The sequence below is a fragment of the Xanthomonas chitinilytica genome (assembly GCF_026107455.2).
Lineage (GTDB): Bacteria > Pseudomonadota > Gammaproteobacteria > Xanthomonadales > Xanthomonadaceae > Stenotrophomonas > Stenotrophomonas chitinilytica.
Genome location: NZ_JAPCHY010000008.1, coordinates 176,428 through 200,614 on the forward strand (window position 1 = coordinate 176,428; position 24,187 = coordinate 200,614).

Here is a 24,187-nt window from a genome sequence, read left to right on the forward strand (position 1 = left end):
ATCGGCCGGTAGGGGGAGACGAAGCGAAGGCGCGCATGCGCGACCGGCCACGAAGGCGGTGTGCCTGCTGCTCAAAGCTCCCTACGCCGGTGCAAACCGGATCAGGTTCCAAGGGACTCTCTCAGCCCGGTCAATCCAGGCACCCCCGCTTCAGGGGCGCATTTGACCACAAACGGTACGGATTTGCCCCGTGCGGATGTTCAGGCGGCGGCGTGCAGCGCGGCGAGCAAGGCCTGTCCATCGCGGGTCCGGAACCATTGGGCGTGACCCAGCAGGAAGTCGTGCCAGGCCACGTCGGCGTTCGCGGTCGAGCCGGTGGCGCCCTGGAAATAGTCGACTTCCGACAGCGCGAAGTCGAAATGCACCACCGGCAGCAGGTCCGCCAGCAGGTGCACCTGCGCGGCGGACAGGGGCCGTACCTGCCGGTAGCCGTCGAGCAGGGCGAGTGCGGTGTCGACATGTACGGCCTGCGCGCCGCGCTCCAGTTGCAGCCACGCCACCGCGTTGCGTTCGATCGCGGTGGCCAGGTCGAACAGGGCGCTGGTGGGCGAGGCCAGGCCGAAATCGAGCACGGTCGCCACGCGCATGACATCGCCTTCGCGGCGCCAGAGCAGGTTGGAGACATGCCAGTCGTTGTGCGCCCACAGCCGTGGCTCGCTACGCAGGCGTTCGTGCAGGCCCGCGTGCCACGGCAGCACGGTTTGCCGGAGGTCGTGTTGCCACGGTTTGCGCGACAGGTAGCCGGCCAGCGCCGGGCGTTCGCTGAGGTCGCGTTCCAGCATCGCGATCGGGTCGGCGGTGCGGATCAGGTCGTCGCGCGCGACCAGCATGTGGGTGCTGCGCTGTGGAGCGACGTAGTGGGCCGATGCCCGATGCAGCGTGGCCAGCATCCTGCCGGCCTCCCGCGCCGGGTCGTGCTCGGTTACCGGCGTCCACGAGGGTGCATCGCGGTACACATCCTGACCGTCGCCTACCGCATGCAGTTCGTAGGTCCAGCCGTCGTGTTCGACGGCGGTGGAGCCCTCGCGATCCTGCAGCACATGGACCACCGGTACGCCCGCGCCGGCAAGGTGGGCGATGAAGCGGTGCTCCTCGGCCAGGCTCGCCGCGTTGCGGACGTCGTGGTGATGGCGCTTGATGAAGACCTGCCCCGCCGCGCCTTCGACGATGGCGGCCGCCGACATCGGGCGCGGGCTGTGCCACTGCGCGGAGCTGGCACCTTCCAGTTGCGGGAATCGCCCGCGCAGCCAGGCGATCTCGCGGTCGCTGATCGCCGGCCAGTCGGCAGGCACCTCGTCGTTGTTGAGGCCCTGGACGCGATGGTCGATGTCGTTCATTGAGGGAAGAGCCGGAGCGCAAGGCGGTGTCTGGATGCGGCTAGGGTAGCGGCAGCGCGTGGGTTTGCGCCGGTTCCTGCCGTGCATCGTGGAAAGGGAATCCCGCAGTGGGCACGCGGTCATCTTTGTGTCCATTCCGCCACGCAAGGCCACGCCGCACTAACCGGTACCGGCGGAGGCTGGGCATGCGGCAGGTGCCGCGTCTGTGGAGACCGAAGATGACCCGCCATCGCAAGACCGATCAGGTGCAGCAACAGCCGCGCCCAGGTGTGGAGGACCAGCGCAGGACCAATCCGGCGCGGCAGGCTTCGCGCACCGAGCCGAGCCACCAGAAGGACGTGCATGACCAGCGGATGCTGGACAGGGAGCAGGAGCCGGAGGATCCGCGGGATTGAGGCGTGCGGTGGGCGATCCGTCGCAGTCGTCCGCTGCTGGCGTATCCGGCAGAGGAGGTGTCGGAGCTCGACCCTGACCCCTGTTTCCCCCTGTTTCCCGCCCCATTCTTTCAGGGTGCAGCGGCTTCGTAACCTGGTGTTCCGCGTCGGGGAATGGAGGAATGGCATACCTGCCGATTGCAGCGCCCCGGGGTGGGGCGTCGGCCGAAAGTGGACCTGTCGCTGCTTCAGTTCCCTGGGGTCTTCTTCGGTGCTGGCTCGAGTTGCCAGGTGGCCGTTATCAGGAACCGTGCTTTGGGACTGGATGGCTTGGAGCCTACTTTCGGGTTGAATGTGAGCTCGATGGTGGGGTGCCCTTTTTTCCTGAAGGGTATGACGAACCTGTCCTTCTTCCTCGCGATCTTGTCCGTGGCCGTATAGCCGCCGCGAAGCATCGTCTGCTCGATGCGCTCCACGGACGTGGAGATGTCCCCTTCCAGAATTTCCAGCACCACTTTCCTGCGCTTGGCGCCCTTCTTGCTCTTGTAGATCTGTTCGCTGCGCAGGTGGCAGGGAAGGTCCAGCGACGCCCCGGCCGGGAGTGCGGGATAGCAAGGGGCGCCAGCTTCGATGGTCCGTGCGCCAAGGAGCTGCAGGTCGGAATCGGACGCCACTTCGCCAGCCGGTGAGCAGGCGGCAAGCAGCGAGATTGCGGCAAGGGCAAGGAGTCGGATCGTCATGGGAGTCTTCATGCTTCAGTACCGGCCTCCATCCATCAGCCATTTGAAGTCGCTGCGGAAGTGGGCGTAGAGCAGGGCAGCACCGGTATCACTGATGTGGTCGTCGTCGCGGTACAGGAGCGTGCCGTCCCGATAGGGAGGGCAGTACCGGGTGTCGCAGAAAACCGGGGTGGGATCGATCAGGCGCACGCCGTCGACCTGGGCAACGGCCTCGCGCAGCCGGGACATGGATTCCCGGTTCTGCCTGTCGTTCGCCTCGGCGCTGATGGAGCAACGGTGCTGGTCGAGCATGTCGTACCTGAGTGACCTGAGCACGCAGGCGGCCGGGTTCTCTGTCGGCATGACCGGGACCGGACCGACGACGAGTATCCGTTCGACACCGGCCTTGCGCAGGTCTTTCAGCGTGGTGACCAGATACTGGACGAAAAGCCCATGCTGGTCGTCAGCCGGTCGTTCCTCACCACGTTTCGACAAAGCGGGGTAGTTGTCCCAGTAGGACGCGATGAGCGCGAAGTCCGGTGAGATGGTGCCGTTCCTCACCAGGTCCAAGGCCTCCTTCTTGTCGCGCTGGCAGCCGTTGTCCTGTTTGCCGGTCGACACGTGGTGCCGGGCGACTCCGTCGATCGGGTTGCAGCCGTTGCGGACCATCGTGACCAGCGTCGTGTTGTGGTCGACGATGGCGCGGCGGGTGATGACCGAAGTCAGGGCGCGGGAATGGGAGTCACCGAGCAGGAGTCCGAAGTGACGAGTGCTTGCGCCATGCAGTGCGATCTGCTTCTTGCAGGCCTTCGTCCCTTTCATCTTCTGCAGGCGGCAGTCGCCGCCGTCGGTCGCCTTGGACAGGGTGAACGAGGGGGGGATGTCATTCGCGCGCGATGCGGCCACCTGGGTGGTTACGTAGTGGCTCGTGCCGGAAACGGCCAGGCAGGACAGCACGCCGATGGCGATCACGCGCAGTCCGGCTCGCTTGGCGTACGGCTGCCAGTGCTTCTTGGCGGGCAGTTCGACGAATCGGTAGGTCAGGGTGGCGAGCAGCAGCGAGGCCGCGGCGGCGGCCAGACTCCAGGACAGCGGCAGCGACTCGAAGTTGTAGATCCGCGCGAACACCATGGTGGGCCAGTGCCACAGATACCACGAGTAGGACACCAGGCCGATCCATAGCATCGGCCGTACGGACAACATGCGGGCAGGCGGTGTGGTGGGCGCGCAGATACCGCCGACGATCACCAGTGCGGTGCCCAGCGTGGGCGCTGCCGCGAAATAGGACGGGAAGGGTGTGGAGTGGCCGAATCGCAGGACCGGCCAGACGATGAGCGTCAGGCCGAGGACGACCAGCGTGGCCAGCAGCCTGGGCGACAGTCGTTTCGCCGCCGGCAGCAGGAAATAGGCGGCACCGCCGGCCATGAACTGCCAGGCACGCAATGGCATGAGGTAGAACGCGTAGTTCTTGCCACCGAAGTTGGTGAAGCGAATGCACAGATACAGGGACGCGGCGAAGAGTACCGTTGCCAGCGACCAGAACAGGATTGTTCTGGCCGAGGCCGGCAGCTTCCTGCCGACGAACCAGGCCAGGCCTATCAGCAGCGGGGTAAAGAGGTAGAACTGTTCCTCGACTGACAGCGACCACAGGTGCAGCAGCGGCTTAAGCTCCGACGAGGTATCGAAGTAGCCCTCCATAGCCAGGAAGTGGTGGTTGACCAGCATCCAGGCCGAATACATCGCCTGCCGTCCCAGCTCCTTGAATTCCTCGGGCGTGACCAGCACGAACTGCGCGACCAGCAGCGTGGTCAGGACCAGGATCAGGTACGGCGGCAGGATACGGACCGCGCGCCGCGCCCAGAACTCGCGGAAAGTGAAACGGCCTGCCTGCAGCTGTTCGTAGATGTGGCCGATGATCAGGAAGCCGGAGATGACGAAGAATATGTCGACGCCGACGAATCCGCCCGGCAACCAGCTGGCGCCGGCGTGGTACAGGACGACGGAGCTGACGGCAATTGCACGGAGGCCATCTACTACCGGGTAGAACTTGTGCGCGCCGCGGGCGTTGGGGACTGGGTTGTTCAATGCGGTTAGGGATATGGGGAAGGTGGATCCGGCAGGGGGCGTTGAGGTCCGGACGGACCCCGGGAGCGGTAGTACCGGTCGGCGCCGGGCGGGGACCGGCTCGCGCAAGCAGGAAGGAAGACCTTCCCCGAGGCATGAAAAGGCGCCACTTTAATGGCACGCAGTGCCCGAGTACAGGAGGGCCAGCGGCTTGTCGGTGCCTGGGCCTGCCATGGGGGCTGCTGCTGGTTGGAGAACGGAAAGGCAGGAGTCGAAAACAGGGGGCAGGGTCGGGTTCCTCCCGTTCCGGCAGCCGGATGCGGCTCCCGGAACGCCGGGCACTCGTGACCTGTCGCCCATGCCGGCAGGGGACACCGGGCAGATAATGCGCGTTGGCCTTCCTGAGACGTGCCGCCATGCGTACCTGGTTGCTTCTGTTGCTCGCCTGCCTGCCGGTGCTGGATGCCAAGGCGCAGTCTTCTCCGGTGCCGCCGCGCGGGACCGTGGCATTCGTGGGCGTTCACGTGCTGCCGATGGACCAGGACCGCGCGCTCGCCGGGCAGACGGTGCTGGTCGAGGACGGCCGGATCGCGGCGATCGGCGGCGCGCTGCCGTTGCCACCGGAGGCACGGGTGGTCGATGGCGACGGCGCCTGGCTGTTGCCGGGCCTGGCCGACATGCACAACCACCTCGATGGCCGCCAGGACATGGCGGTGCAGTTGGCGCTGGGCATCACCACGACGCTGCACATGGGCGAGGCCCGCAACAGTTTCGTCGGGCGCACGCGGGCGGCAGTGGCGGCGGGCGAACTGGTGGGGCCGCGTAGTTTCGTCGCGCTGGCCGTGGACGGTTCGCCACGCTACGGGCACCTGGTGGTACGCGACGCCGACGATGCCCGGGCCACAGTGCGGGTGGCGCAGGCCAATGGCTACGATGCGCTGAAGCTGTACAACAATCTGTCGCCGGCGGCCTTCGAGGCGCTGATGACGGAAGCGCGCGTGGCCGGTCTGCCGGTGGTCGGCCATGGGGTAACCGCAGTGGGCCTGCGGCGACAACTGGAAGCCGGAATGGCGCTGGTGGCGCATCTGGAGGAATTCTTCTATACCTTCTTCCCGCCGGCGCCGGACGACGACCCGAATGCAGCGCCCGACCCGGCGCAGATCGAGGCGGCGGTCGCGCTGCTGCGTACGCGTGGGACGCCGGTGGTCGCCGACCTCGTGACCTATCGCACCATTGCGGCGCAATGGGGACGGCCCGAGGTCGTGACAGGTTTCCTGCTCCGTCCCGAGACGCGCTACCTGCCGCCGCAGTTCCGGGTATCTTGGCCGGCGCAGGGCTATGCGAGCCGGGAGGGCAGCCTGGACCGACGCGAGGCCTTCCTGCCGGTATTCGTGCGCGCGCTGCAGGAGGCCGGCGTGCCGCTGCTGTCGGGCACCGATGCACAGGACATCCCCGGACTGGTGGGCGGCTTCGCCTTGCACGACAACCTGGACGCGCTGGTCGATGCCGGGCTGACGCCGTACGAAGCGCTGGTGACTGCGACGCGCGCGCCAGGGGAATTCGTGCGCCGCCACTGGCCAGACCTGGCGCTGTCGGGTGTGGTCGCGCCGGGCGCACGTGCGGACCTCGTGCTCGTGCGCGACGATCCACGCACCGGCCTGGCCACGCTGCGACAGCCGTTGGGGGTTATGGCGGATGGTCGCTGGTATCCGGGCGACGATCTCGCCGGACGTCTCGAGGACGTCGAACGGCAGTACCGGGCTGCCGCCCACGACGCGCTGGAACTGCCATCTGCGGCTTCGGATAGAGCGCGGGGGAATCTGGCACGCTAGCGCGGCTGCGTACGATTCTGGCTGCCGGCCGTCCGCAAGGAGGCGCTCGCACATCTCTGGCGGTCGATTGCTGGGCGAGGTGCCAGGCCATCGGGCAAGGCACGACGCCGTACCACCCTCGGTCATCGCGTCAGGCAGGTGGGGCTGCACGGAGTCCCGATTCACATAGACTGCGCGGCCCAATTTTCATCCGCGTCTGCATGAACCTCCATTCCTCCCTGACCGAACTGCGCCAGCTGCTGGGCATCGAGCGCAATACCACGCGCCATGGCGAGAAGTGGATATCCGGGATCGGGGCATTGCTGGGCATCGTGTCTGTCTACGGGATCTCGTGTTGGGCGTTTCCGTTGCAGGCGGCCGGTGCGATGGGCAGCCTGTTGATGGTGACCTCGATGGGCGCGTCCGCGGTGCTGCTGTTCGCCGTGCCCCAGGGGGCGCTGTCGCAACCGTGGCCGGTGCTGGGTGGGCACCTGCTTTCCGCCTGTATCGGCGTGAGTTGCCAGAAGCTGTTTCCGGGCCAGGGCTGGACTGCGGCCGTCGCCGTGGGGCTGGCGGTGCTGGGCATGCACTATCTGCGCTGCATCCATCCTCCCGGCGGTGCCACCGCGCTGGCGGCGGTGATAGGTGGTCCCGAACTGCAGGCGTTGGGTTATCACTATCTGCTGGTTCCGGTGCTGATCAACGTGGTGGCCATCCTGTCCCTGGCAGTCGTGTTCAATGCGATGTTCCCCTGGCGCCGTTACCCGGCCCATCTGCACAGGCGTCGCGCGCCCAGCGAGGTGACGCGATCTTCGGAGCGCCAGTTCGAACTGACACAGGAGGACTTCTCCGCCGCCATGGAGCAATTGAATTCCTACGTGGACATCACCGCGGAGAATCTCACCGAGCTGCTGGAACTGGCCAAGCAGCACGCGGAACGGAACATCACCCACCCTGGGGAAATCAGCGCCGGCCGTTGCTACAGCAACGGCAAGCTCGGCAAGCTTTGGAGCGTGCGCCGGGTAGTGATGCAGGACGAAGTACCTGCGAACGCGGACGTCGGCGGTGTCCACTATCGCGTGTTGGCCGGTGAAAATGCCGGACAGTCCGGTGCCTGCGCGCCGGTTGAATTCCGCCAGTGGGCGCGCTTCGAAGTCGTACCGCAGGGCAACGGACGCTGGATGAAGGCCTCCTGACGTCCGAAATCCGGAAGCGGGGCCGCGTGTGCGGCGTGCTTCAAATGCCCGCCCGTGGTCAATGCGCCGGGCGGTGTTCGGATGTCTACGCGGCGCGTATTCATGCTCTACATGGCGATCGTCCCGCTACCGGCGTTGGTCGTGGCGGGCCGCGCTGTTCACGCCGATGGCGGCCGTGTCGCCACGGGTGGCGGGAAACACGAAGCGAATGTTCCCGTGGGCGGAGCCGGGAGCTCGTCTCTGCTCCCTTTCCCACCGGCCTCAAAGGTGAGAATGCGCGCCAAACTTTGAACCGCTGCCGCTGAAACGGTACCGATTCGGTTCGCATGGATGAACAGCTCCGGTCCCATCCTCCGGGACATTTGCGCGTGAACTCGAAAGAGGCAATCGGCCCTCAGCTCTCTTCTTCGAACTTCTCGCGGTCCACCACGGCGTACACCTCGGTGCCCGCCACAGCCAGCAGCTCGGCGCGGTGGCCGGCATCCCACAGGTCGAACAGGGACGGGCCCCAGCCGTTTCGGCTTGGCGTGGACGGAGCGTGGGTGGCGACAATGCCACCTGCGGCATGGAACCCGTGATCGTCGGTGAGTACCGCCCGCGCGCGGAGCTGGCCGAGTACTTCGAACATGTTGTGGTTGTAGGACCCATGGACGAACCCGTCGGCTATGCAGTCGCCGCCCACGATGACCCAGGCATCGGTACCAACGTGGCGGCAACGCAGGTCGCCGAGCACCGCGATGCGGCCGGTATCGCGGAGCGCGCCGTTCACGGTCAGATTGCCGGTCACCAGCAACAGGGAGGGCTGCAGCACGTCTCCATCGATGGTCAGGTCGCCGTTGAACACGATCGCATCGGTACTTCCCTGGTGCAGGGTGGCGATGTTGTCCGCCGCCAGTCGTGCTTCGATGGTGGGCAGTCGCTCGCGCAGGACCTGGCCGAATGCGAACAGCGTGCTGCAGAAGCCGCCTTCCAGAAATGCGATGACTTCGTCGATGTGGGCGACGTTGCGTCCGAGCTCGACGAGATCGTCCAGTTGCGGATTGGGGCTGCAGGGGAAATCGGGAAGGCCGTTGGCCGTCCAGCCATCGCTCGGGATACGGGTGGGATCGATCTGCATGATGTGTCTTCCTTGAGTGGATCCGGTTGTGTCGCGAACGGTGCGTGGGACCATGCTGCCGGCGAGGCGGAGGATGATACCGGTGTACGCGCTGTGGGGATGGAGCCTGGCTTCTGTTGGCTCCAGAAGCAGAGAGCCGGGAACAGAGAAGTGGAACCGGAGGTAAAGTGCATCCTTCGGGCTGGCCGCAAGCGGTCGGCAGCCTCGAGTTGGCGCAGGGGGGCGCTATGAGGAGAGTTCTGGAAAGGTTGCGACACGCCGTAGCGGCGCTGTCCGCGGTCATGCTGCTGGGGTCCGTGGCGCATGCCCATCCCGGTGGTCTCAACAAGGAGGGCTGCCACAACGACCGCAGGAATGGTGGCTACCACTGCCACCGTGCGGGCGCGTCAGGAACGTCGCATCGGGAGCCGGCGCGGCAATCCCTGGATGGCACGCCAGCCCGCGTGGCGCCGGCCGATCGAAGGGCGTTCCGGAACTGCGACGAGGCCCGTGCGGCCGGAGCGGCGCCCGTTCGCCGTGGTGATCCGGGCTACGGGCCGCACCTGGACCGGGACAACGACGGTATCGGCTGCGAACCCTATCGCGGGCGATGAGCGGGTGCAGCGGTTCGCCCGCTGCCGCAGCGGGCGAACCGCTTCTGTCGGCCTACGGGCGGACGAAGGCGATGCGCTGCATGCCGGTGGCTTCGGCTGCGGCGAGGATCTTTGCCAATCCTTCGTACTCGGCACCGGGGTCGGTTGCGATGCGCAGTTCGGGCAGGTTGCCGGCATGGGCCTGCGCCTGGGTTTGCAGGCGAGCCCGCAGTTCAGCCGCCGCGATCGGCATGCCGTCCCAGGTCATCTGGTTGGCCGCATCGAGACGCAGTTCGATCGGTGGCGGCGGATCGGGGCGATCGATGATCTTGTCTGTGGGCTGCGGCAGTTGCACGGTGATGGGCCGGGCCACGATGGGCGCGGTCACGATGAAGATGATCAACAACACCAGCATCACGTCCACCAAGGGCGTGACATTGATGTCCGCCAGCGGTCCGGAGTTTCCTGCAGTACTGAACGCCATGAGCTGCTCCCTGCAACGAGGCCGGTTGCCCCAGGGCCGAGATTACGCGTGCGCCTGGATTCCCTGAATCGACTGGCCGGGAGTGTTCAGTAGCCATTCCGCGAGTCGTGCATCCCGCGAGCGTCGGGGAGCCGGGGGCAGGAAAGCGACAAGGTGAGGCCGGATTCCCGGCAGCGTTGGAGCGGCGGCCATGCTGATGAAAGCGGAAGACATGCGGGGCCTGGGTGCCGGCTTGCTGCATCGCTCCGCCTTGCTGCCGGCCTTGGCCCCCGGGGGTGCCGACGGTCGACATCCATGGAAAAACGAGGGTCCGGGAACCGGATGAACCTACTGTGCTTGACACAGTATGGGTGGGGCGTTACTGTGCATGAAACAGTAATAGGTGGCGCATGGTAGAGCGAGACAACACGGGCCTGACCGAGCTGCGACGCGGGGTACTGGTACTGGCGGTGCTGTCGCGGCTGCAGGTGCCGCAGTACGGCTATTCGCTGAAACAGGCGCTGGCCGATGGCGGCATGCCGGTCGAGGAGGGAACGCTGTATCCGCTGCTGCGGCGGCTGGAAGGGCAGGGCCTGCTGACGAGCGAGTGGAACACCGAATACGCGCCGCCGCGCCGCTACTACCAGCTGAGCGCGGAGGGGGCGCGGGTGTTCGCGATGCTGGTCGCGGCCTGGCGCGATCAGGTCAGGGTGATGGGCGGTTTTCTTGAGAGGGAGTCGGCTGATGAACACGAATGAGATCATCGAATCCTATGTGCGCGACGTGGCGACCTGCCTGCCGCGTGCGAAACGCAACGACGTGGCGTTCGAACTGCGTGCGCTGCTGGACGAAGAACTGGCCGCCCGTGCGCGGGACGCCGGCCGCGCGCCGGACAGGACGATGGCGATGGCGCTCCTGAAGGAGTTCGGTCGCCCGGCGGAAGCCGCGCAGCGCTATCACGCGCGGCCGGCGCTGATCGATGCCGCGGATACGCATCATTTCCTGATATGGGCGCTGGGAGGTGCGGTGGTGCTGGTCTTGCACGCGCTGCTGGGCCGGAGTGGTTTCGACGTGGAGGCGGCGTTCCTGCAATGGCTGGGCATCCTGCTGGTGTTCTTCGCGCTGGCCGGCTGGCTGCGTCGTCATCGTCCCGGCGGGTTCTGGTGGCAGCCGAAGCGCGGGCCGAACTGGATGCCGCGCGGTGTCTCGGCCTTGTCCATGCTGGGAATCCTGGTGTTTCCCGTCGCCGTGTACGCGGCACCGGTGGCGTTCGCGAGGTTGCTGCTGCCCGATGTGGTTCCGGTGGATGGACTGGCATTGACCGCGCAGTTCGCCGGCAGCTGGCAGCGCGGACTCACGCTGGCCTTCCTGGTCGCGATGGTGCTCCAGCATGGCGTCGCGTTGCTGCTCGGTGCCCGGCCGCCATGGCTGCGCCGGGTCGAGGTGGGCTTGAACCTGGGCCTTGGCGCGTTGCTCGTCGCCCATGCCTCGCCGATGACCGCGTCCGATGGCGGGCAGTTCAACGTATTCCGCCTGGCTGAAGCCAATGCCATTGCCTCGCCCATCTTCCTGGTGATCGGCGGAATGATGGTGCTGTTCGGGCTCTACTACGCCTACAGGGAGTGGACGTGCATCCGTCCTGCGCCGGCGCCGATCAAGGGCGCGGCGAGCTAGCGTGCCTTGGCACACGGGCCAGGCTCGAAGCCGACCCGTGGAGGAACATCCAACCGGGGCGCCCCTGTTCTACCGGCTTTCCGGGGCGCGACCGCCTGCTTCTACTGGGCTTCGATGGCCGTGCCGGCATGGCCGAATGCAGGTAGAAGGTGCATCCATGGGCTATTGCATTGCGCATCCGCGATCGGGTCGCGTTCGATCCCAATCGCGTTCGTGGTCGCGCAACGGCCGCCTGCCATTCCAGGAGCCTGCCATGAACGACGTTCTCACCGAAGCCGCGCTTTACCTGCATCGGCTGGGCTACGACCGGCCGCCGCCGCCCACGCTGGCCACCCTGCGCGAGTTGCAGCAGCGTCACACCGCCACGTTTCCGTTCGAAACGATTTCCTCCCTGCTGCGCCTGCCCGTGCCGATCGACCTGCCGACCGTGCAGCACAAGCTGCTGCACGCCGGACGCGGAGGGTATTGCTACGAACTCAACCGCATCTTCCTGGCGTTGCTGCAGGAGCTGGGCTTTGATGCGCGCGGGTTGACCGCGCGCGTGGTGATGGGCGGGCCGGAAGACGCGCTTACCGCACGCACCCATCTGCTGGTGCTGGTGGTCCTCGACGGCGAACGCCATGTCGCCGATGTCGGCTTCGGTGGCATGGTGCCGACCGCGCCGCTGCGACTGGACACCGAGGATCCGCAGGCTACCCCGCACGAGCCGTATCGCATCACGCGGCACGATGGCCGGTACACCCTGCGCGCCCTTGTCGGCGGCGAATGGCGGGCGATGTACGTATTCGACCTGCAACCGCAGGCCGAGATCGACTACATCGTCGGCAACTGGTACGTCGGCACGCACCCGGACTCGTCGTTCCTGGGGCAGTTGCGTGTGGCTCGCACCGGGCCTGGCTGGCGCAGGACCCTCAACAACGGCAGCTTCGCCATCCATCGCATCGGCCAGGCCAGCGAACGCTTCGACCTGCCCGATGCCGACGCGGTGATCGCGGTGCTGCGGGATGAATTCGGCATACGCGTACCGGCCCATCCCGACCTGCAGGTCGCCATCGACGCACGCCTGGTGGGGTGACGCCGTGTGCTCTTGCGGGCAGCGTTTCGTCGGTGGGGACCGAAGCTGCATGCGCATGCGCATCCGCATCCGCATCCGCAGCGACGCCGGCGGAAGATCGCGGGATGCCGCGCCGGTCGAGTCGCGGTAGTCTGGTCGATGCGGGAGGGCTTGCGTGCCGGTATGCGGTTGTCCCGTGGCCGCGCGCCGTGCCGGAATGCCGGGTAGCGCTGGCGGCTCCCGCTGGAAAGTGAATCCGACCCGGCTACCGCGGCGGCCTTCGCTTGATCTGGATCAATGAGCACCCCGGGGCCGGGGAAGACACTGCCTGTGGATACCAGACGGAGAGAGTGGACATGTACACGCATCTTCTTGTTCCAACCGATGGCTCGCCCTTGTCCGATTACGCTGTCGACCAGGCATTGGCGCTGGCCAAGGCCTTGAACGCCAGGGTCACCCTGTTCACGGCCATCGAGCCGTTCCAGGTCTTCGCGTTGCTGCCCGAGCAGGTCGCCGAAACCCGCGACGCCTATGACGGCCACGCCAGGGTCGCGGCGGACACGCGTCTCGAGCAGGCCGCGGGCAAGGCCGCCGCCGCCGGTGTCGAGCATGCGACGGTGGTCGTGACCAGCGAGGACCCGCACGAGGCGATCATCGCGACGGCGAAGGAAAAGGGCTGCGACCTGATCGCGATGGCCTCGCATGGCCGGCGCGGGGTCAAGGCGCTGGTGCTGGGCAGCGTGACGGCCAAGGTGCTCACGCACTCGGATGTGCCGGTGCTGGTCTACCGGCAAAGCGCCGGCTGATCGTCTGCCACCGCAACGGCCGTCCCTCTGGCCACAACCACGTCGATGGCGTGGTTGTGGCGGGAAGCTGGAGGGGCTGCAAGGAAGGAGCAGGCCGTCTGCCCGCCTGCGGCGGTGCCTGTCCGATTGCCCGATGCAACGACGGGCAGGCGCTGCTGCAGGGGCTGGTCGTGGCCGCCGATGCCGGTGGCCCGGTCCGTTGCCTGCGAATGCCGCGATCCTGCTTCGGTCATGGCAGGTAGGCATTCGCGCCGGAGTGCCGGTTGCCGCCTGGACTCCGCGAATCGGAGCGACCCTTTCAGGCCGGGATTTCGTTGGAACGGCCGCTGACGGTTCCGCGCCGCATGTCGTCTGCCGGACCCCGGTCGCGACAACGCACGGCAACGGCGGACACGACGGCCGGGGAGGCGCTGTGCAGAGGGTGATGGCCCGACGGCCCGTTCCGGCGCTGCGGGGAAGCCGGCCAACGCATCGCCTGCTAACATGGCCGCGCCTGCCAGCCTGCCCACGATGCATCGATGTGTGGCCGGCCGATGGATGCGACGCCTGTCGAAACGGCGCCGCATCGCACCGGCCGCGCGAGCAAAGGACCTCCCTCTTTGCCACATCAAAGGACGCTCGCATGTCATCGCCTTCCGTATTCCGATCCGCCGCCCTCTCCCTGGCTGCATCGCTGATCCTCGCCCTGCCTGCCGCCTCGGCGGCGACAGCGCCAGACGGCCAGTCCGCCACCGCCGCGGACGCCGGCACCTCGGCCGTCCAGCGCAAGGCCGTCGCCAAGGGCCTGTACGAACTGGCCTACAGCCCCCGGCAGAACGCCGTGTTCGTGGCATCTTCCGGCGGCTTCGGCGACGCCGCCGGCCCGGCGCAGGTGCTGCGCCTGGACCCCGACACGCTGGCCGTGCAGGCGGGCATCGCGCTGGAGCGCAAGGCATTCGGCCTGGTCCTCGACGACGCCGGCGACCGGCTCTACGTCGGCAACACCGTCGATACCTCGGTGACGGTCGTGGATACCGCGCGCAACGCGGTCGTGGGCACGGTGCAGTTGATGGAGAAGGTGGTGGACAAGGACGGCAAGGCCTCCTACAGCCACGACCTGCGCGAGCTGGTGGTCGATGCCCCCAACCATCGCCTCTACGTCACCGGCCATTCGGGCGAGGGCAGCGTGCTGTTCGTGGTCGACACGCAGTCGCTCGAACTCGTCGACACGATTCCCGGCCTGGGCAAGGCCAAGGCGCCGGGCCTGACGCTGGATGCGGCATCCGGGCGGGTGTTCACCTCCAACCTGCTGGGTGAGGTGGTGGTGGTTGGCACCGACAGCCACAAGGTCGAGCAGCGTTTCAAGGTCGGTGCCGAGCAGCCGATGAACCTGGCGCTGGATCCGTCGGGCAAGCGCCTGTTCGTCACCGACCAGGGCCTGGAGATGATCCGCAAGTACCAGGCCAGCAGCATCCCCGGCTTCGCTTCCCGGCATCCGGGCAAGCGCGTGCTGGTGCTCGACCCGGCCACCGGCAGGGAACTGGCCAGCATCCCGACCGGCGCCGGCCCGCTGGGGCTGCTGCTGGATGCTCCACGCAAGCGCCTGTACGTGACCAACCGCGAGGCCGGCACGGTGACCGCCTACGACAGCGAGAGCTACCGGCAGGTCGCCTCCTACGCGGTGCCGACCCATCCCAACAGCCTGGCGCTGGATGCCCGGCGCAACGTGCTGTACGTGACCATCAAGAACGGCGAGGGCGACGCCAAGGACAGCGACGAAGGCGTGGCCAGGATTGCATTGGAAGGATGACCGGATGACGCCGCCCGGCCACGGCGACGTGGCCGGGAGCGGTTGTGACCTGCCGGCAGGTTTCGACGCGGGGCACACGCCGTTGCAAGGATGCTGCCGCCGTCGGCCTGCCCCCCGGAGCGCCCACGTTGAAATCCCCGCCGTTGCGAACGCCCGATGGCCGTTACCTGATCGTGCGGGGACGGCTGTGGCGTGCGGCCAATCCGCACCTGCCGGAAGCGCAGCGCGAGACATGGGTGAAGCGGCTCATGGCGGCGCGCAGGGAAATGGGAGCCGCCCGCAAGGCCGGCGACAGGGACCGCCTGGCGCAGGCCGGCGCCGCGGTGGAGGCGGCCAAAATCGCGCTGGGCGAACGCGGGCCGGTGTGGTGGAGCGATGGCGCGCCGGACTACAACCGCCATCTGGCGAAGAACACGCCTTATGCGGCGTGGTATTCATCGCGGGAGTGAGCGGGCCAGCCTGTCGGGAATGGCAGATGTTCCGGGTGATGGCGAGCGGGATCGATGCCGGTCATGTCGTCGTTTCGACCCTGCAACCGGCCCGTGTCGGATCGAAGCGGTGGCTACAGTCGCCAGAAGCGGGAGCGGCCAGGCATCCTTCCGCGCTGGAGATGAAGGTGCGGAAGGAAACAGGATGCCGGTGAACAATCGTTATGCAGCGCTGGCCGCCCGGGTCTACGACCTGGACAAACCGGTCGGCCGATCCTTCGGCGATGTCGAGTTCTATCTGGAACGGCTGAAGGGTTTGAACGGCCCGGTTCTCGAGCCCGCGGTGGGCAATGGGCGGCTGTTCGTTCCCCTGCTGGAGGCAGGGGTGGCGATGGAGGGCTTCGATGCTTCCGGGGAGATGCTGGGCTATTGCCGGAGAGCCTGCGAAAGCCGCTCGTTGCATGCCGGATTGAGCCGGCAGACCTTCCAGGACTTCTCGTATCCCGAACGCTTCGACGCGATCGTCGTGCCGCTGGGGTCGTTCCAGCTGATCACCCGTCACGAGGAGGCATTGGCGGTACTGCGCCGTTTCCATGAGCATCTGGCTCCGGGTGGGCGGCTGATCCTCGACCTGGATGCCATCGACGGCTTTCTCGGTGCGCCGCACTCGGTACGTACGTGGCAGGCGGGCGGGGACGAGTTGCTGACGCTGACGGCCGACCGGACCGGGACCGACTTCGTCGCGCAGACCACCACGACCTGCCTGCGCTACGAGCATTGGCGTGCAGGCAGGCTGGTCGACACCGAGATCGACCTGTTCTGCCTGCGCTGGTGGGGTGTCGCCGAATTCGAGATGGCGCTGCGGGCGGTGGGCTTCACCGAGGTGGTGGCCTGCGGCGACTACCGGCATGGTCGCGCGCCCCGCATGGGCGACGGGATCGTGACGTTCGAGGCCTGGCGCGACGCATCGGGCGCCTGATCGGATCGAAAGCCCCGCGCCGCCCTCGTCCCGGGTGGTGCAACCGGCATTGCATCGGCGATGCTGTGCAGGACGGTTGCCGCGCCGGTCGGCCAGCCCGGTGCCGCGCCGGGCGCAAAGCCGCGCGCGTTGCGCGCAATGAATCCAGTTGGAGGAAGTGATGGACAAGGTCAACCTGGCGGCGGCATTCGCGACGTTCAGCGAGCACTGGAGCCCGAAGGTCGCCGGCGACATCGGCGATTTCCAGATCAAGCTGGCCAAGTTCAAGGGCGCCTTCCACTGGCACCATCACGAGCGCGAGGACGAGTTGTTCCTGGTGGTGGCGGGCAGGCTCCGCATGGGATTCCGCGACCGTGCCGTCGAGCTGGGACCGGGCGAATTCATCATCGTTCCGCGCGGTGTCGAGCATCTGCCGGAAGCCCTCACCGATGAATGCCATGTCGTCCTGCTGGAGCCGAATACGACGCTCAATACCGGCAACGTGGAGAACGAGCGCACGGTGAAGGTACTCGACAGGATCGAATAGGGGATTCCTGCCGCGGCGACGATGACGTCGGGTTCGCCACCGCGACGGCGCGGATGGCGGCCGGGTGCGCCGCCTGCATTACGCCGGGCTCATGCCGGCGACTGGGAGAAACGGCCGGCGCGATCGGTATGCGTCCGGGCCAGGGATGCCGGTCGCCGCGGAAGTGCGCGAGGACGTGGGAAAGCCGAGGAGCAGGGCCGTCGGGGCTTTCCCGGTCCGGTTGCGTCCGGCCTTCCGGCACAGTCGCCCTGCACGGGGAAACCCATGCGGCTTCGCTGCATCCAGGGGAAGGGCATGGACAGCCGGCGGCTTGCTTGCCACCATCGGCGGAACGAATGGGGGGAGTCGCAGGGATGCCGTACCTGAAGCTGCTGGCCGGCCTGTTGCTGTGCGTCTTGCTGGTACCCGTCGCCGGTGCCCGGCCGGATACCGTCGACCTGGCCCCCTATCTGAAGCAGGACGTCTACGAGCGGGTGAAGATCTCGCCCGATGGCGCCCACTATGCGGTGACCGTGCCGCTGGAGGACCGCACCGCGCTGGTGATCATACGGCGCGCGGACATGAAGCCGACCACCAAGATCACCGGCAAGGCCGACTCGGTGGTGGACGACTTCTGGTGGGCCAACAACGAGCGCGTGGTGGTTTCGCTGGCCCGGAAGTACGGGTCGCGGGACCAGCCGATGGTCATCGGCGAACTGCACGCGGCGAACGTCGATGGCAGGCAGGCCATGTTGCTGGCGAGCCCGTACGGCATCAACGACGCGACAGGCAACGTGGCCACCTTCAGGTCGACGCTCGAGCAGGCGGTGTACATGCTGGACCCGCTCAGGGACGACCCGCGCAACATCCTGGTCTATGCGATGCCGCTGGCCAGCGATCCGTACATGCGCATAGAAAAGCTGGACATCTACAACCGGCGGCGCAGCCGCGTTGCCGATGCTCCCGTCCGCTGCGCCAGCTTCGTGGCGGATGCCCGGGGCGAGGTGCGGTTCGCCAGCGGCGCCGATACGGACAACCTGGCCAAGCTGTTCTACCGGGACGCGCGCGGCGAAGGCTGGCGCCTGGTCAACGACCAGCAGGCCAGCGGTCACCGCACGTTCCCGCTGGGTTTCAGCGCGGACGGGCAGCTGGCCTACCTGCAGGTGGAGCGCGCATCCGGGCCGGACGCGGTCGTGTCCTGGAATCCGGCGACGGACGAACAGGTCGAGCTGCTGCGCGACGAGGTGGTCGATCCGTACCGCATCCTCCATGACTTCGACGGGAGGACGCCGATCGGCGTGTCGTTCATGACCGACCGGGTGAGGAACCGCTTCTTCGACGAGACGTCGTCGACCGCGCGTTTCCATCGAAGCCTGGAAAAGGCTTTCAACGCCGATGCCGTGCGGGTGACGTCGACCACCGCCGATGGCCGGCTGGTACTGCTGTACGTGTGGAGCGACCGCAACAACGGCGACTACTTCCTGTTCGATACGCAGGCGCGCCGTGCGGACCGGGTGTTCAGCCGCAGGGAATGGTTCTCACCGGACCAGGTGCCGCCCTCCCGCTACGTGACCTTCCAGGCGCGCGACGGCATGACCCTGCATGGCTATCTCACCGAGCCGCTGGCGGCGGCGCCGGGCCCGCGACCGATGGTGATGCTGCCGCATGGCGGCCCGTACGGCGTATTCGACGAGTGGGCGTTCGACGACGATGCCCAGCTGCTTGCCGCGGCCGGCTATGCCGTGCTGCGGGTGAACTACCGTGGCTCGGGCAACTACGGCCATGCCTACCAGAAGGCCGGCCTGCGCGAATGGGGCGGGCGCATGCAGGACGACCTGGCCGACGGCACGCGCTGGGCCATCGCCCAGGGCATCGCCGATCGCGAGCGCATCTGCATCTACGGCGCCAGCTATGGCGGCTACGCTGCACTGATGGGCGCGGTGCGCGATCCCGAGCTGTACCGCTGCGCGGTGGGCTACGTCGGCGTCTACGACCTGGACCTGTTGCATCGCGATGCCGCCGCGCGCAGCAGGTCGGGCAGGACCTGGGCGCTGGAGTGGCTGGGCGAGCGCAGCACGCTGGCGGCGCGTTCGCCCAGCCGGCTTGCCGACCGGATCACGGTGCCGGTGTTCCTCGCTGCCGGGGGCAAGGACGAGCGTGCGCCGATCGAGCACAGCGAACGCATGGAGAAGGCGCTGCGGAAGGCCGGGGTCCCGGTCGAGACCCTGTACTTCCCGAACGAGGGACACGGCTTCTACACCGAGGCCCATCGCCGCGAGTACTACACGCGCCTGCTGGACTTCCTGGGCCGGCATCTGGGCGGTGCCAGGGCCGCGGAGTAGCCCGGGCGGGTCGCGCCCGTCCGGTTGGCCGCAATCGTCCTGCGGGGTGTGGGGCGTACTTCGCAACAGTCGTTCACGCGTGGGCCGGCAGCGAGCGCCGGTGCCGGGCACGAGCATCGCCCGGTGCGGTTGCGCTGCCCCGCCGAGGGCAGGGCGCCGGATCGAACGGCATCGCCGCCCGCCCCGACGGGCTCGACGCTGCGGTAACAATCGCCATGTTGCAGTGCATCATAATGGGCCATGGCCTCGATTCCTTCCCCCGCACCTTCCGCTGCCGCCGCACTCTCCCCCCGCCAGGTCGGCCTGATCCTGTTCGCGCTGGCGATAGGCGGTTTCGCCATCGGCACCAGCGAATTCGTGGTGATGGGCCTGATCACCGACATCGCGCGCGGGCTGGCGGTGAGCGAGCCGCAGGTGGGGCACGTCATCAGCGCCTATGCGCTGGGCGTGGTGGTGGGCGCGCCGGTGCTGGCGATCCTGGGCGCGCGGTTGTCGCGCCGCCGCCTGCTGCTCGGGCTGATGGGCTTCTACGCGGTGGGCAACCTGCTCAGTGCGCTGGCGCCGGGTTATCTGTCGCTGTTGCTGGCGCGTTTCGTCGCCGGCCTGCCGCACGGCGCCTACTTCGGCATCGCCGCGCTGGTGGCCGCCCGCATCAGCCGCCCGGAGCACCGCGGTACGGCGGTGGGACGGGTGATGCTGGGGCTGTCGGTGGCGCTGCTGGTCGGCAATCCGCTGGCGACCTGGCTGGGACAGACATTCGGCTGGCGCTGGGCGTTCGTGGTGGTGTCGTCGATCGCGCTGGCCACGGTGGCGATGACCTCGCGGGTGCTGCCGCCCGGCATGCACGCGCCGCGCCCGGACGCGTTGCGCGAACTGCGCGACTTCAACCGCAAGCCGGTATGGCTGGCGCTGGGCATCGGTGCGATCGGCTTCGCCGGCATGTTCTGCGTCTTCAGCTACCTGGCCCCGACGCTGGTGCACGTGACCGGGGTGCGCGAATCGTTCGTGCCGTTCGGGCTGGTGGCCTTCGGCATCGGCAGCATCCTCGGCTCGCTGGCCGGCGGCTGGCTGTTCGACCGCCTGCAGTTCCGCGCCGCGGCCGTGGTGCTGGTGTGGTCCGCGCTGGTGCTGCTGCTGTTCCCGCTGGCCGCGCATTCGGTGTGGAGCGTGCTGCCCGCGGTGCTGGCGGTGGGCACGATGGGCGCGCTGGCGCCGATACTGCAATCGCACCTGATGGACGTAGCGGCCGAGGCGCAGACGCTGGCCGCGGCCTCCAACCATTCCGCCTTCAACATCGCCAACGCACTGGGCCCCTGGCTGGGCGGCATGGCGATCACCGCCGGATACGGCTGGACCTCCACCGGCGTGGTGGGCGCCGCGACCGCGCTGGGCGGCCTGCTGATCTACGCCTGGGCCCGGCGCGGGCAGAAGGCTGCGCCGGAATGTGTGTCTTCCTGTCCTTGAGTTTCCGTATCCATCGGGGTGGTGCGAAGGGGGGGGCAGGACAGGTCAACAAAAGGTCCGGGAACGGATGTGTGGTCCGGTTCTTTAGTGCGGGGCAGGCCCCAATGGTCGGAACGACCCGTCCCCGGCCTGGATGCGGTGAGAACCCATTGCCGTACCCATGTCTCTCCCGCTGACCATGCGCTAGGGTTGGGGCCTGCTTGGCCAAAGGGGAAAGGGCGGTGCTTCGAACCTCCGTATGGTGGGCCCTGTGGCTGATGGCACTGAGCGGATGTGCCTGCGATGGGCGGGATTCCGCGCAGCCGCAGGGTCCCTCCGATGTAGCCGGCATCCATATCGACTACCAGTACGTGGGATGGGGGACGGCGGAGGAGAAGTTCACCCTTTTACCGGAGCTGTCCGGGCAAGGCTTTGTCCTGAAGGGGAGATATGTCGACTCGCGCGGAATGCCGCATGAGGTCGAGCGGTTCGTGCCGCGGGTGTCAGTGGAGAGCTTCGTGGCGGCTGCAGTGGCTCCGCCATGGCCCAGGGCGGCGGGTGTCCGTGCAATGGCCGCCAGGGTCGATCGGAGGGAGGTGAGCCGGATCGAACCTTATGTCCGGTTGCCGCCGATGCGATGTACGCATGACGAGATCCGGCAGCTGGCCCGGCTGCATGTGCGGCGCGAAGGCAGGGTGGCGCTCGTCGATGCGTACTACGGCCAGGGAATCAGCTGGACGGACGATTACCCTTACGCCTTGGTGCAGGTACATCGTCGCGATGGTGGCCGTATCGTGATGCATTCGAGCTCGCAGAAGGCAAGGATGCTGCCCTGGCATGTCGGCGAGCCGGCGGAGTCGATACCGGCATCCGGCGAGGACTGGTCTCCGTCGCTGAGTGAGGCCTTGCGCCTGCTCGTGCCGCCGGGGTCCCGGCTGCATGAACGTCTCGATGGCATCGCCATGATGCAGAGCCGCCTCGGGAACAGGGTCGCCCACCATGCCGAACGGAATTGCGATGCCATGCGGCCAGTGGCTGCGGAAGCGGCAGGCGGATCCGGCACCCAGCGAGTAGCGGACAGGTAGGAAGCGATGGTCCATTCCTGTTATTCCAGATGGGCGGCGAACCCTGTTTTTCCTGTTGCGATTCCATCCCGCAAGGTCAGCGCCGGAATCTCGTAGTCGGCATGGTTCTGCTTCCGGAACGGGATCGGACTGGCGGTGAACAGCGCGTCCAGCCGCTGTCCCAGTTCCCGGGTGATCTGCCGATAGCGCGCCTCGTCCATGCGGCCGGTGCGGTGGACGACATGGGGTGGCAGCACGTCGAAGCCCGGGTAGAACAGCACGCCGTGCTGGATCGGGAACAGCAGGTCGTCGATCGGGCCGTTGATGCCGCGCGCAGCGTAGTGCGAATCCCAGCCGCCGGTGGTGACCACCAGCATCGCGCGCTTGCCGGCCATGCTGCCTTCGCCATAGCGGTCGCCCCAGTGGTCGTCGGAGTGCTCGCCCACGCCGTAAGCGAAGCCGTAGGCGTAGACGCGGTCGATCCAGCCCTTGAGGATCGCCGGCATCGTGAACCACCACAGCGGGAACTGCAGGATCACCGCGTCGGCCCAGCGCAGTTTTTCCTGCTCGGCGGCGATGTCCGGGCTTTGTCGGTCATTCGCGTAGGCGCGCCGGGAATCGTCCGAGGGGTCGAAGCGTTCGCCGGCGGCACCGTCCAGGCTGTCGCCGGCATCGAGGGTGACCTTCCAGCGCATCGCGTACAGGTCGGAGACCCGCACGTCGTGGCCGTCCTGCTGCAGGTGGCCGACGATGAAATCCTTCAGGGATCCGTTGAGCGAGCGGGGCTCGGGATGGGCGTGGACCAGCAGTACGTTCATGCAGGCGACTCGTCGGGAAAGGCGCCCGGCCTGATCCGGGTCGGACTATGGCGGAAATGAATATCCAGAATTCCTGGTACAGCCATGGCCAATTTGAGGCGGTTGGACCTCAACCTGCCGGTCACGTTCGACGCGCTGCTGGCCGAGCACAACGTCACTCGCGCGGCCGAGCGGCTGCATCTGTCGCAGCCGTCGGTCAGCGTGCACCTCGCCAAGCTGCGCGAAGCGCTCGGCGACCCGCTGCTGCTGCCGGGTCCGCGTGGCATGCGGCCGACGGCGCGGGCCGAGCAGCTGCGCGAGCCGCTGCGCGCGGCGCTGGAAGGATTGCGGCAGGTGGTGGCGCCGGTGGCCGGTTTCGTGCCGGCCGAAGCCGCGCAGCGTTGGCGGATCGCCGCCACCGATTATGGGACGGCGGCCATCCTGTTGCCGGCGATGGCGGCGCTGCGGAAGCAGGCGCCGGGCACGCGGCTGGCGGTGCTGGAGATGGTGCCGGCGCGGATCGCGGTGCAGGCCGAGCGCGGCGGGATCGACCTGGCGTTGCATGCCAGCGACGATGCGCTGCCGGGGCTGCATCGCCGTCCGCTGTTCGCCGAGAAGTACGTGCTGGTCGGGCGCGACGGGCATCCGCAGCTGCGCCGGCGGCCGACGCTGCGGCAGTTCTGCATGCTCGAGCATGTACAGGTGTCGCCGGATGGCGGCGGCTTCGCCGGTGCGACCGACCGGAAGCTGGCCGAGCTGGACATGGCGCAAGGTGGTGCTGTCGGTACCGCATTTCCGCACCGCGTTGGCGATGGTGGCGCGGACCGACCTGGTGGCGATGGTGCCGCAGCGGTTGCTGCAGGAAGCGGCGGGACTGCGGATCGTGGCGCCGGCGCTGCAGGTGCCGGGGGTCGAGATGTCGATGCCCTGGCACGAGTGCATCCACCGCGACCCGGGGCATCGATGGCTGCGCGAGCTGATCGCGGTATCCCTGCGGACCGGCGCCGGGGCCGGGTGATCGCAGGCGACGGACGACGCGCAGGAAGATCGCGGAGACCGGGCACCATGGATGGCCTGTATCGATGCGGCGATATGAAAGTCATCGGCCAGGGAGGCGGATGTCCATGAGGCGGGGCGGTTCCGGTGCGATGCGTGCTGTGGCCCGGGCATCCGTAGTGCCGGAAACCGGTACCGTCAGCCGCGGAAGGTCTTCAGGTGCACGCTGGTCTCGGTGGCGGTGATGCCGGGGATGCCGCGGATGCGTTCGAGCACGCTGGACAGTTCCGCCAGCGACGCCACCTGCAGGCCGGCGAGCAGGTCCCAGCGGCCGTTGGTGTCGTGCAGCTCGGCCACCCCGGGCTCGCCGAGCAGGGCGCGCACCACCGCATGTTGGTTGCCCTTGACCGCGATGCCGGCCCAGGCGCGGATGTCGTCCGGGGCGCTGTCCGGGCGCAGGCGCACGCTGTAGCCGGCGATCACGCCCTCGTGCTCGAGCCGGGCCAGGCGGTTGCTGACGGTGCCGCGGGACACGTCCAGGCTCCTGGCCAGGTCGGCGATGGAGGCGCGGGCATCGTGCCGCAACCGGGCGATCAGGCGGTGGTCGAGGTCGTCCATTGGAGAATCCGGCAATATTTGTTGGCGAAATGCCAGTGA

Annotated in this window: 23 protein-coding genes and 1 riboswitch; of the genes, 16 read left to right on the plus strand and 7 right to left on the minus strand. The window is 67.6% G+C overall.

All coding sequences use genetic code 11. From position 1 onward, the window contains the following. Nucleotides 1-61 precede the first annotated feature (61 nt). A riboswitch (TPP riboswitch) is annotated at nt 62-157 on the minus strand. Nucleotides 158-200: 43 nt separating this feature from the next. Then, nucleotides 201-1,337, minus strand: a complete 1,137-nt coding sequence (locus tag OK345_RS10795; protein ID WP_265127978.1) for a phosphotransferase enzyme family protein — start codon at nt 1,335-1,337, stop codon at nt 201-203. Between the two features lie 218 nt (nt 1,338-1,555). Here OK345_RS10795 and OK345_RS10800 point away from each other — a divergent pair, with 218 nt between their 5' ends. Beyond that, nucleotides 1,556-1,732: a hypothetical protein gene (locus tag OK345_RS10800; RefSeq protein WP_265127979.1), complete on the plus strand. Its 177-nt coding sequence runs from the start codon at nt 1,556-1,558 to the stop codon at nt 1,730-1,732. Between the two features lie 227 nt (nt 1,733-1,959). Here OK345_RS10800 and OK345_RS10805 read toward each other — a convergent pair whose 3' ends face one another. Then, the gene (locus tag OK345_RS10805; RefSeq protein ID WP_265127980.1) at nt 1,960-2,451 is read right to left on the minus strand and encodes a hypothetical protein; all 492 of its coding nucleotides are present in this window, start codon (nt 2,449-2,451) and stop codon (nt 1,960-1,962) included. Between the two features lie 15 nt (nt 2,452-2,466). After that, nucleotides 2,467-4,515, minus strand: coding sequence for an acyltransferase family protein (locus OK345_RS10810; RefSeq protein WP_265127981.1), 2,049 nt, complete (start codon nt 4,513-4,515; stop codon nt 2,467-2,469). 395 nt (nt 4,516-4,910) lie between these two features. Here OK345_RS10810 and OK345_RS10815 point away from each other — a divergent pair, with 395 nt between their 5' ends. Both OK345_RS10815 and OK345_RS10820 read left to right on the plus strand, forming a co-directional pair. Beyond that, entirely contained in the window at nt 4,911-6,326 is a 1,416-nt protein-coding gene (locus OK345_RS10815; protein WP_265127982.1) for an amidohydrolase family protein, read from the plus strand. Nucleotides 6,327-6,526: 200 nt separating this feature from the next. Then, nucleotides 6,527-7,501 carry an HPP family protein gene (locus OK345_RS10820; RefSeq protein ID WP_265127983.1) on the plus strand — a complete coding sequence of 325 codons (975 nt, stop codon included), beginning with the start codon at nt 6,527-6,529 and terminating at the stop codon, nt 7,499-7,501. Nucleotides 7,502-7,895: 394 nt separating this feature from the next. Here OK345_RS10820 and OK345_RS10825 read toward each other — a convergent pair whose 3' ends face one another. Beyond that, on the minus strand, nt 7,896-8,618 hold the full coding sequence (locus tag OK345_RS10825) for a hypothetical protein (RefSeq protein ID WP_265127984.1): 723 nt from the start codon (nt 8,616-8,618) through the stop codon (nt 7,896-7,898). 281 nt (nt 8,619-8,899) lie between these two features. On the opposite strand from OK345_RS10825, the gene OK345_RS17725 reads away from it, so the two are divergent. Then, the gene (locus OK345_RS17725) at nt 8,900-9,211 is read left to right on the plus strand and encodes an excalibur calcium-binding domain-containing protein (protein WP_343231580.1); all 312 of its coding nucleotides are present in this window, start codon (nt 8,900-8,902) and stop codon (nt 9,209-9,211) included. A 52-nt stretch (nt 9,212-9,263) separates the two neighbouring features. Here the strand turns inward: OK345_RS17725 and OK345_RS10830 are convergent, their stop codons facing one another. Further along, the gene (locus OK345_RS10830; protein WP_265127985.1) at nt 9,264-9,674 is read right to left on the minus strand and encodes an ExbD/TolR family protein; all 411 of its coding nucleotides are present in this window, start codon (nt 9,672-9,674) and stop codon (nt 9,264-9,266) included. A 389-nt stretch (nt 9,675-10,063) separates the two neighbouring features. On the opposite strand from OK345_RS10830, the gene OK345_RS10835 reads away from it, so the two are divergent. The 11 genes from OK345_RS10835 to OK345_RS10885 all read left to right on the plus strand — a co-directional run bounded on the left by OK345_RS10835 (nt 10,064) and on the right by OK345_RS10885 (nt 21,758). After that, nucleotides 10,064-10,411 (plus strand): PadR family transcriptional regulator, encoded by a 348-nt coding sequence (locus OK345_RS10835; protein WP_265127986.1) that lies wholly within the window; start codon nt 10,064-10,066, stop codon nt 10,409-10,411. A 61-nt stretch (nt 10,412-10,472) separates the two neighbouring features. Next, nucleotides 10,473-11,327 (plus strand): hypothetical protein, encoded by an 855-nt coding sequence (locus OK345_RS10840; protein ID WP_265127987.1) that lies wholly within the window; start codon nt 10,473-10,475, stop codon nt 11,325-11,327. Nucleotides 11,328-11,580: 253 nt separating this feature from the next. Then, complete coding sequence (locus tag OK345_RS10845; protein WP_265127988.1) at nt 11,581-12,402, plus strand: arylamine N-acetyltransferase family protein; 822 nt, start codon at nt 11,581-11,583, stop codon at nt 12,400-12,402. Nucleotides 12,403-12,737: 335 nt separating this feature from the next. Then, nucleotides 12,738-13,187: a universal stress protein gene (locus tag OK345_RS10850; RefSeq protein WP_265127989.1), complete on the plus strand. Its 450-nt coding sequence runs from the start codon at nt 12,738-12,740 to the stop codon at nt 13,185-13,187. A 622-nt stretch (nt 13,188-13,809) separates the two neighbouring features. Then, nucleotides 13,810-14,976 (plus strand): YncE family protein, encoded by a 1,167-nt coding sequence (locus OK345_RS10855; protein WP_265127990.1) that lies wholly within the window; start codon nt 13,810-13,812, stop codon nt 14,974-14,976. A 107-nt stretch (nt 14,977-15,083) separates the two neighbouring features. After that, the gene (locus OK345_RS10860) at nt 15,084-15,425 is read left to right on the plus strand and encodes a hypothetical protein (protein ID WP_425510965.1); all 342 of its coding nucleotides are present in this window, start codon (nt 15,084-15,086) and stop codon (nt 15,423-15,425) included. 184 nt (nt 15,426-15,609) lie between these two features. Next, nucleotides 15,610-16,383, plus strand: coding sequence for a class I SAM-dependent methyltransferase (locus OK345_RS10865; RefSeq protein WP_265127992.1), 774 nt, complete (start codon nt 15,610-15,612; stop codon nt 16,381-16,383). A gap of 160 nt (nt 16,384-16,543) precedes the next feature. Beyond that, nucleotides 16,544-16,909, plus strand: coding sequence for a cupin domain-containing protein (locus OK345_RS10870; RefSeq protein WP_265127993.1), 366 nt, complete (start codon nt 16,544-16,546; stop codon nt 16,907-16,909). Nucleotides 16,910-17,262: 353 nt separating this feature from the next. Then, nucleotides 17,263-19,230 carry an alpha/beta hydrolase family protein gene (locus OK345_RS10875; RefSeq protein ID WP_265127994.1) on the plus strand — a complete coding sequence of 656 codons (1,968 nt, stop codon included), beginning with the start codon at nt 17,263-17,265 and terminating at the stop codon, nt 19,228-19,230. A 240-nt stretch (nt 19,231-19,470) separates the two neighbouring features. After that, a complete protein-coding gene (locus OK345_RS10880; RefSeq protein ID WP_265127995.1) occupies nt 19,471-20,694 on the plus strand; it encodes an MFS transporter in 1,224 nt (407 codons plus the stop codon). 221 nt (nt 20,695-20,915) lie between these two features. Next, nucleotides 20,916-21,758, plus strand: coding sequence for a hypothetical protein (locus OK345_RS10885; protein ID WP_265127996.1), 843 nt, complete (start codon nt 20,916-20,918; stop codon nt 21,756-21,758). A gap of 20 nt (nt 21,759-21,778) precedes the next feature. On the opposite strand, the gene OK345_RS10890 is transcribed toward OK345_RS10885, so the two are convergent. Then, nucleotides 21,779-22,555, minus strand: a complete 777-nt coding sequence (locus OK345_RS10890) for an NAD(P)H-dependent oxidoreductase (protein ID WP_265127997.1) — start codon at nt 22,553-22,555, stop codon at nt 21,779-21,781. Between the two features lie 84 nt (nt 22,556-22,639). On the opposite strand from OK345_RS10890, the gene OK345_RS10895 reads away from it, so the two are divergent. Continuing rightward, nucleotides 22,640-23,662, plus strand: coding sequence for a LysR family transcriptional regulator (locus tag OK345_RS10895; protein ID WP_265127998.1), 1,023 nt, complete (start codon nt 22,640-22,642; stop codon nt 23,660-23,662). A 66-nt stretch (nt 23,663-23,728) separates the two neighbouring features. On the opposite strand, the gene OK345_RS10900 is transcribed toward OK345_RS10895, so the two are convergent. Continuing rightward, nucleotides 23,729-24,148 (minus strand): Lrp/AsnC family transcriptional regulator, encoded by a 420-nt coding sequence (locus tag OK345_RS10900; protein WP_265127999.1) that lies wholly within the window; start codon nt 24,146-24,148, stop codon nt 23,729-23,731. Between the last annotated feature and the right edge of the window lie 39 nt (nt 24,149-24,187).